This window comes from Gelidibacter sp. F63206 (genome assembly GCF_023015735.1).
In genome coordinates this window covers 1-7,563 of sequence record NZ_JALKAU010000079.1, presented here as the reverse complement: position 1 = coordinate 7,563, position 7,563 = coordinate 1, and the positions used below count along the sequence as shown (strand labels likewise).

At 33.0% G+C, this 7,563-nt stretch carries 8 protein-coding genes and 1 pseudogene; 6 read left to right on the top strand and 3 right to left on the bottom strand.

The genetic code is table 11. From position 1 onward, the window contains the following. Positions 1 to 138 precede the first annotated feature (138 nt). From MWU32_RS04525 to MWU32_RS04515, 3 genes are all read right to left on the bottom strand, one after another. Positions 139 to 795 (bottom strand): hypothetical protein, encoded by a 657-nt coding sequence (locus MWU32_RS04525; protein WP_246938166.1) that lies wholly within the window; start codon positions 793 to 795, stop codon positions 139 to 141. Positions 796 to 928: 133 nt separating this feature from the next. After that, a complete protein-coding gene (locus MWU32_RS04520; protein WP_246938165.1) occupies positions 929 to 1,873 on the bottom strand; it encodes a hypothetical protein in 945 nt (314 codons plus the stop codon). A gap of 135 nt (positions 1,874 to 2,008) precedes the next feature. Further along, positions 2,009 to 2,494, bottom strand: a complete 486-nt coding sequence (locus tag MWU32_RS04515) for a hypothetical protein (RefSeq protein WP_182207104.1) — start codon at positions 2,492 to 2,494, stop codon at positions 2,009 to 2,011. 666 nt (positions 2,495 to 3,160) lie between these two features. Here MWU32_RS04515 and MWU32_RS04510 point away from each other — a divergent pair. From MWU32_RS04510 to MWU32_RS04485, 6 genes and pseudogenes are all read left to right on the top strand, one after another. Continuing rightward, on the top strand, positions 3,161 to 3,874 hold the full coding sequence (locus MWU32_RS04510; protein ID WP_246938164.1) for a TVP38/TMEM64 family protein: 714 nt from the start codon (positions 3,161 to 3,163) through the stop codon (positions 3,872 to 3,874). Positions 3,875 to 4,051: 177 nt separating this feature from the next. Then, positions 4,052 to 4,240, top strand: coding sequence for a hypothetical protein (locus tag MWU32_RS04505; protein WP_246938163.1), 189 nt, complete (start codon positions 4,052 to 4,054; stop codon positions 4,238 to 4,240). Then, the gene (locus MWU32_RS04500) at positions 4,201 to 4,728 is read left to right on the top strand and encodes a DUF2490 domain-containing protein (RefSeq protein WP_246938167.1); all 528 of its coding nucleotides are present in this window, start codon (positions 4,201 to 4,203) and stop codon (positions 4,726 to 4,728) included. Before MWU32_RS04505 ends, MWU32_RS04500 begins: the two co-directional genes overlap by 40 nt. A gap of 89 nt (positions 4,729 to 4,817) precedes the next feature. Then, on the top strand, positions 4,818 to 5,309 hold the full coding sequence (locus tag MWU32_RS04495) for an MgtC/SapB family protein (RefSeq protein ID WP_246938162.1): 492 nt from the start codon (positions 4,818 to 4,820) through the stop codon (positions 5,307 to 5,309). Between the two features lie 829 nt (positions 5,310 to 6,138). Beyond that, complete coding sequence (locus MWU32_RS04490; protein ID WP_246938161.1) at positions 6,139 to 6,738, top strand: RNA polymerase sigma-70 factor; 600 nt, start codon at positions 6,139 to 6,141, stop codon at positions 6,736 to 6,738. 232 nt (positions 6,739 to 6,970) lie between these two features. Then, positions 6,971 to 7,563 (top strand): annotated as a pseudogene (locus MWU32_RS04485) (hypothetical protein); the annotation flags it as partial.

The following is a 7,563-nucleotide window of genomic DNA, read 5'->3' as shown; positions in this document are numbered from 1 at the left end:
ACGTTGTTGTATATGGTTTGTTGCGTGGTTTAAACAACTAATTTAGTAAATAATTACTGACCAAGAAAGTCCGCGAGGACTTTCGTAAGTAGGCGATAAGCCAGCAATAAATTATATACGGTGTTGTGGCACGTATTTTTATTCTTTTCGATATGCTATCATTTCCATTGGTCCAGTTGGAATTAAACATAGTTTTAAAAATTCCGACGTAACTTCTTTGATTGGAATTGAGGCATTTCTTTTTCCGTCATAATACATAGAAACGAAAAAAGTCGAGTCAATTTTTTCAATAATTTTCTTTTCGCCCTCTTTTCTCTTAAATAATTCTAAAGTTTCTTTGTCCCAAAGTTCTTTGTTAAATTCAAATTCTGATTCTCGTCCGTTTTCAGTCAGCACGAAAGTCATTTTTTCAATATCTTCTTTTTTCAGCGTTGTGATTGTCGGTTCAAGTCGATAAAAGTCACATTCAAAAACAGCGTCTTTGTCATTCGATTTTCCGTTGATAAACCACTTTATGTGATTCTCATTAACGATTTCGTATTTAGAGGATTTCTCGTTGTTATTGTTCAAAAAGTCTCCATTGTTCATTTTCAATGTTGTTGCTTTTGCTTTGAGAGAAAAATCAGTATAAATGTCAACATTGTCGTTGTTAATTTCAAGAAGTTGAAAACCAGGATATCCTTTTTTTTCATTTCCTGAATCAACGTCTTTCAGAATCCATTTTCCATTCATATTTTGTCCAATTACGGAATTAAAAATCATTGTTAATAGTATGATGGTTGTCGTTTTTCTCATATGTGCCACAACGTGTTTGTGTATGATTTCGTTGCGTGTTTAAGCACTAAAGTTAGCAAATAAATCACAGATAGAAAGTCCGCGAGGACTTTCGTAAATAGGCTAGAATTAGCAATGAATTATACACGTTGTTCTATGCAGTTTTTATTCGTTCAATTTCGTTCGCTTTTATAACTATAGTGTTGATTTTCAATTTCTTAAAAGTCTGTTCTGCTTTATATTTACACCTGTCATCGTTTGTAACAAAATAATCACAATGCGCTCCGTAAAAAGTATGCATTGAATCGTCAAACATATTATTGAAATTTCCGTCTGATTTATAACCTTTTAAATCAAATTTATAAAAAGTCTCAATTAATCGAGAGTAGTTTTTATTGTCACTTGTTTTAGATTTTGGTCCATATAAATCCGAAAGTTCAAAAATATCTAAATGCTTTGGTAAATCCTTAAAGTTTTGTTTTACAGCTTTTAATAATTCTGGGTTTTTATTAATCCTATTTATACTTCTAATTAAATAGGCTTTCAAAGATTTGTACAAACTGTAATCAGATTTTAATCTACTTTGAAAATTGAATAAATCCTCAAACAACGAATACATACTATTTTCAACTCTTGATTTTGGATACATTACTCCGTATATTGGGTCTTGACTATATCCCAATTTAAAATTTTTCGGAAGAGGAACATATTTAAAATGTAAATATAGATTTGGAATTCCGTCTTCAGGATCAAATAAATCATCAAATGATTTCGGTTCAAATTCCCATTCTTTTTGCTTTTCTTTGAAAAACTCTCTGATGTTTCTATAATGCCAAGTCGATGTTTTTCTGCCCCAATATTGACATAAGCACAGATTTTTAGTAAGTCGCTCGATATTCTCTAAATGACCGTCTATATATTTTGGATTTTTCTGAAATCCACGAAATAGGTCATTCAGATGCGCATTTGAATAGGGAACTTCAAATTGTCCACTTAAAATCAGTTCTTCCCAATCTGAATATAATTTCCGTTCATCCTCTTTGAGATTTTCTTTTTTCTCAATGCGGTCAAAAATATTCAAGTCAAGATAGATGTTCATTGGTTTGGTTAAATTGCATAGAACGTTAATGTGTAAGAATAGTTGCGGTGACAAGCACCTAAAATAGTAAACATTGACCGAGCTTGTGGAAATTCCGCAGGAATTTCCAAGTAAGCGAGAACCAAGCAATTATTTTTACACGGTGTTGTAATGCGTTATTTTTTCAGTTTCAAGATGCTCTTTGAAATATCTTATTAATTTTTTCTCTTCGCTGTTAAATATCAAACTTATAATTACAAAAAAAACAATCGGAAAGAAAAAGAAGGGGACTGGAATTTCTAATCCATATGACAACCGTAAAATGAGCATAATAATTGGGATTATTAATATTATATAAAGCCCGTATTTATATTTTGTCTCAAGTATAATCTTTGTTTTATTCTCGGTCAATTCAGATACAGTTCCGTAGATAACAATTGCACTTTTTGATTTATTGTCAATGTCAAAGGTATAATTTGTTCCAATTGAAAAGTTTAAACTAATTATGAATTCATTTTCAGTCAGCCATTTCAAAAAGAACATTTTTTCACTATTTTCAGACGTTATTCTTTTTATGTCATTAATATTTAAAGAGACATTTAATTCTTCTTTAATTAATTTTAGAAATGAGATTGTGTTCATTTGGTAGTTCTGGTTTTAATGCATTACAACAATTGTATAATGAACATTATGTTCATTATACTGCCAATTTAAGATATATTAAACATATGTTCAATATAACCTTTATAATTTCTTAAATATCATACGAACTATCTATACTGTCTTGTAAAACTATAACAGGATTTAATTAATAATCTGTATAACTAATTTAGGATGGGTCAGATAGGTTCGTACCTTGGGAAAAATGCTTATAGGCTACACAATAACTATTATAAGGTTAAGGTGGCAATCTTAATACTTAAGGAAGATGACGGGCTGAAATCGTCTTAAGTGAATTGATTATGGGATAACTTTAAAATTAAATAGGCTGCGATTTCACTTAATACAGGCATTTAAAACCTTAGTCAGATGATAAACGTTTTAATATGTAAGGTAATCTGTAGTCCTATTTTCTATCGACTACATTGTCAAAAATATCCTCTTCCCATTTTCTTACAGATTTACTTTACATCTTTGAAGTTAATTTCGAATTTTGAAAAAGCAGACCATTCTGCCAGAATTGAAAAACTGTCAACTAAATGGCATATAAATTTTCCATAGAGAAGAGATGCTCCGGGATGTATATATCCAATGTAGGAAAAAAAAGCACCACCAATATCTTAAAATTAAAACTTGACCGATAATTACATGACATTGCAAAAGGATAGTCATACCCCGAAAAAAAGTAAACTTCCATTATATATTTCACTCTCTCTAATAATAGTTTTAGTGGTTAGCTATTTTACCATCCCAGCGATAAACAGTTTCCTCGATGAGGCTTGGAATGTATTGACCAGTAATGATGAGGCACGCATTAAAAATTGGGTAGAGGATTTTGGTTGGTTTGGTCCCGTAGTGATAATTTTAGCTATGGTTGCTCAAATGTTTCTATTGGTAATTCCCACCATTTTACTGATGATTGTAACCATCCTGGCTTATGGACCTTTTTGGGGGAGTGTTATTATTTTAATTTCAGTTTACATAGCCTCCTCTGTGGGATATGTTATAGGCAAATATTTAGGGAGCGGTTTTATTTCAAGACTTTTGGGCGAGAAAACTCTCAAAAAAGTAAGTTCCTTTTTGGAGGATTACGGTTTTTGGGCCGTGGTGATCACCCGTATCAATCCATTTCTATCTAATGACGCCATCAGTTTTGTGGCGGGAATCTTAAAAATGAATTATTTAAAATTTATTGGTGCTACCATGCTCGGGATTGCTCCCCTTATCTTTCTTATTGCCATTATTGGTGAAAATACCGATTCGCTTAAAAACGGGCTTCTTTGGGGTTCACTTGGTAGTCTGTTGATTTTTGGAGGTTATATTTGGTGGGACAAAAAGCGCAAAAGCAAAAAACTAAGATAGGTTTCCTCCCATTTTCAATAGTTAATTTTAGAAAACCTTAACACTGAGCTGCCCTCAATTCCCAATTCAATACAGAATTGCTTCATTTCTTCGCATACACCTTTTCGATAATATAAAAAATTGAATTAATCTATTAAAATTCAATCCAATTGTGATGGAATTGATCTAATTGAAATTATGCACAAAACACTTTTTATTATCCTTACATTTTTCTTTGCCACTGTAGGTGTTTCACAAGAAAAATTCACCGGAAATTATGAGCCCATCATAGGGTTGGAATATGATCTAAACCACATTATTCGCACGAATTCTCGGTTGAAGGACGAATTAACTGGTATGATGAAAAGGATTATAAGTTCCATGTAAAGCAACTTGATCTTGCCCATTTTTCCTCCCTTAAGTTAAATGATAACCATAAGTTGGCATTAGGTGTACAATATCGTTTTGAAGATAATTTTGGAGGCAATGATCAAAATGAACTTCGTTTTACGGAAGAATATAAATATGAAATATTACGAGGGGAAACTGAATTTGAACATCGTTTACGTGTGGAACAGCGATTCGCTGGAAGTTTAACCTCGCATAGGTTTAGATATAAATTTGGTATAACCCATCCGCTAAATCCTAACCTGAAAGATGGGGAGGGAATTCACCTTATTGCTATCTTAGAAAGTCTTTTAACGGTTTCGGATGCGTCCAAGCCTGAATACGAACAACGAATCTCCGGTGGCATTGGATGGCCGTTGACAACTTATGCAGAATTGGAACTGGGCATGCAATACAGATTGGACGATTTCACCCAAAATTTAGGTCATGAGCTCTTCTTTGTTACTGGGCTTAATTTTAAACTGTAAACCTCCGCCATGAATAAAAATTCAATTTCAAAAATAGATCAAGCGCAATTACCAAACGACATCCTGTGTAATTTTAAAAATCCATTATCATGATTTCCACCATATTTTATAACACTATACAGACAATTGAAAAAGTTCTCACAGGCATAGGAGAAGAACCCGATTTCGGATTTAGCCAAGATTTTCTGTTCAAGATCATATTGGCAATTCTCGCAGGTCTGCTAATTGGTATAGAACGAGAATATAAAGGAAAAGATGCTGGTCTCAAGACCAACATGCTTGTTTCCGTAGGAGCCTGCGCCTTCGTTATCTTATCCCTGGAGTTCCAAGGCGGTAAATTTATCGACCTTACCCGAGTGCTGAGTCAAGTGGTTACAGGTATTGGGTTTCTGGGCGCTGGTGTTATTTTAAAAAAGAAGGATACGATCAGAGGATTAACAACAGCTGCCACCGTTTGGTGCAGCGCTGCTGCAGGTTGCTTGGCAGCATTATATTTGGTAACAGATTTGGCGTTGTTTACTGGTGCCGTACTTGTGGTAAACATCCTTCTTGGTCTTTTGGGAAAAAAAATTGTAGAATAGCTGTCTATATCCGCATTAGAATAGCAATCTTGTAACCTAATTTTTTAAAATAACTGGCTAAATTAGAGTTAATATACAATTTCATTTCATACTTTTTTGCATAACTAAAATAGGATTTAATTAATAATCTGTATAGCTATTCTAGGACGGGACAATTCTATTGATGAATTAAAAGAAACTTATCAAGATTTAGAATCTGTCTTTTTTTATATGCTAGAAATTCCAGAGTTCGTAGAAACTACTAAACAACTTTCTCTTGTTTAATGGATCTATATTGTTTAGAGGACTTTAAAGTTGAGTTTGAGAAATTAAATTCGAAGAAGTCGTATAAAACGATTTAATAAATTATTTTTTTGATAAATCTGTCCATGAACTTGCATCTGTCTGGAACAAGATTGAATAATAGTGATGAAACTCCTTACATAAAAAAGCGTTTAACAGGTAGTGGCGGATTTCGTTGTTATTATCTTTTAATTATAAAAAACGAAGCACTTTTTTTACTTTTTGTTCATCCTAAAACAGGCTCAAAGGGTTCTGAAAATATTACAGATTCCCTACAACTATCATCGTAATACACTAAATATTAATCAATTCGATCACGGGGTAAAAAAACAGAAAAGCGCGGACGAATAACGCCAGAAGAAGGATTAGAGACTAAATATTCCTTATACTCAACTAAATATAATTCTTACCAAACCATCTCATATTTAGTAAATTAATAAAAATTGCTTAATATTGATCAAAGTTCATCACAACTATAGTCAAAATTTTCTTAGAAAGATTGCCATTGATTATCAAATAATTCACATCCATTTTTGATTTTTAATTTATGACTGAAACGCAAACAACCTCCGATAAATTACTACTCAAAGGACTGATCGAGGGCAATGAAAAAGTATTTCTCACAATTTTTAATACCTACAGAAAAGAAGTATATGCCTATAGTTTAAGCATTTTGAAATCCCAAACCTACGCGGAAGAAATTGTCCAAGAGGTATTCCTTAAAATTTGGATTAAGCGTAAAGATCTCGATATGTCTTTAGCCTTAAAGCCCTATCTCATTGTCATAACTAAAAACATGTGCTTAAATTTTTTAAAGAAGGCGGCATATGACGATAAAATGCGTGAGGAAGTTTTCTATCAAAGCCAAAAGTCATTTAATCCAATTTATACCGGGATTCACGAAAAAGAATTAGATGACATTCAAAAACAGGCCTTAGATCTTTTGCCGCCACGACGAAGATTAATTTTCGAAATGTCACGGAATGAAGGCAAAAGCTATAAAGAGATCAGCCAAGAATTAGGCATCTCAATAAATACAGTAAAAAGCCAAATGAACAAAGCCCTTGAAGCGCTTCGAGTCTTTCTTTTAAAAAACAGCGACATCTCCTTTACACTCTTGCTATTGGCATTTAAGTGGTTGAAATAATATTTAAAAATTCAGGGTTACACCACTTTTCAAAAAAAATCCACCTTTTTTTACACATTTGATTTTCATAGCAATTATACTCAAGACACCTTGAATTTAAAGAGGTTTAACAGATATTATGCTTCTGCAATTTGGTATGATTTGTTCATTTTCTGAAAATAAAATAACTTTTGAGTAACACAAAAATGATTCTCAATGGTTGTTTATATAGATACCGATAATTTAGGCACGAATGAATCAAGTACCCGATATACAAAAACTCCTGCTAAAGTTTGTTAAAAATGATTGTACGTCACAAGAAATCGCAACAATCATCAAATATGTAAAACAAACAAAAGGGACGGACAATTTACCTAACTTCAATGAGGTAATGCAACTATTTGAAGAGATCCCTGACATTGAACCGAAACGAGCACAAACGATGTATCAAAACATCCTAAAAACTGCGAAGCATGAAAAAAGAAGATCTTCAACAAGAAGAATATGGCGTTATGCCGCGGCAGCAGTTGTAGTGGGTATTATGGCATCAACTTATTTTTTTAGAGATCGTGTGTTAAATAACGACATCATAGCACCAAGTGCTACAATAGTACGCCATAACATCCATCCTGGTACGGACAAAGCCACCTTAACGCTTGAAACGGGAGAAACAATTTCTTTAGAAAAAAACACGTCTATTCAAACTCAAAACGCTACAAGTAATGGCGAGCAGATAATTTATAATAACAGTACTTCCCGAGAATTAGTCTATAACCATCTTACAATCCCACGAGGCGGGCAGTTTCAATTATCCCTCGCAGATGGTACACGGGTATGGTTGAACTC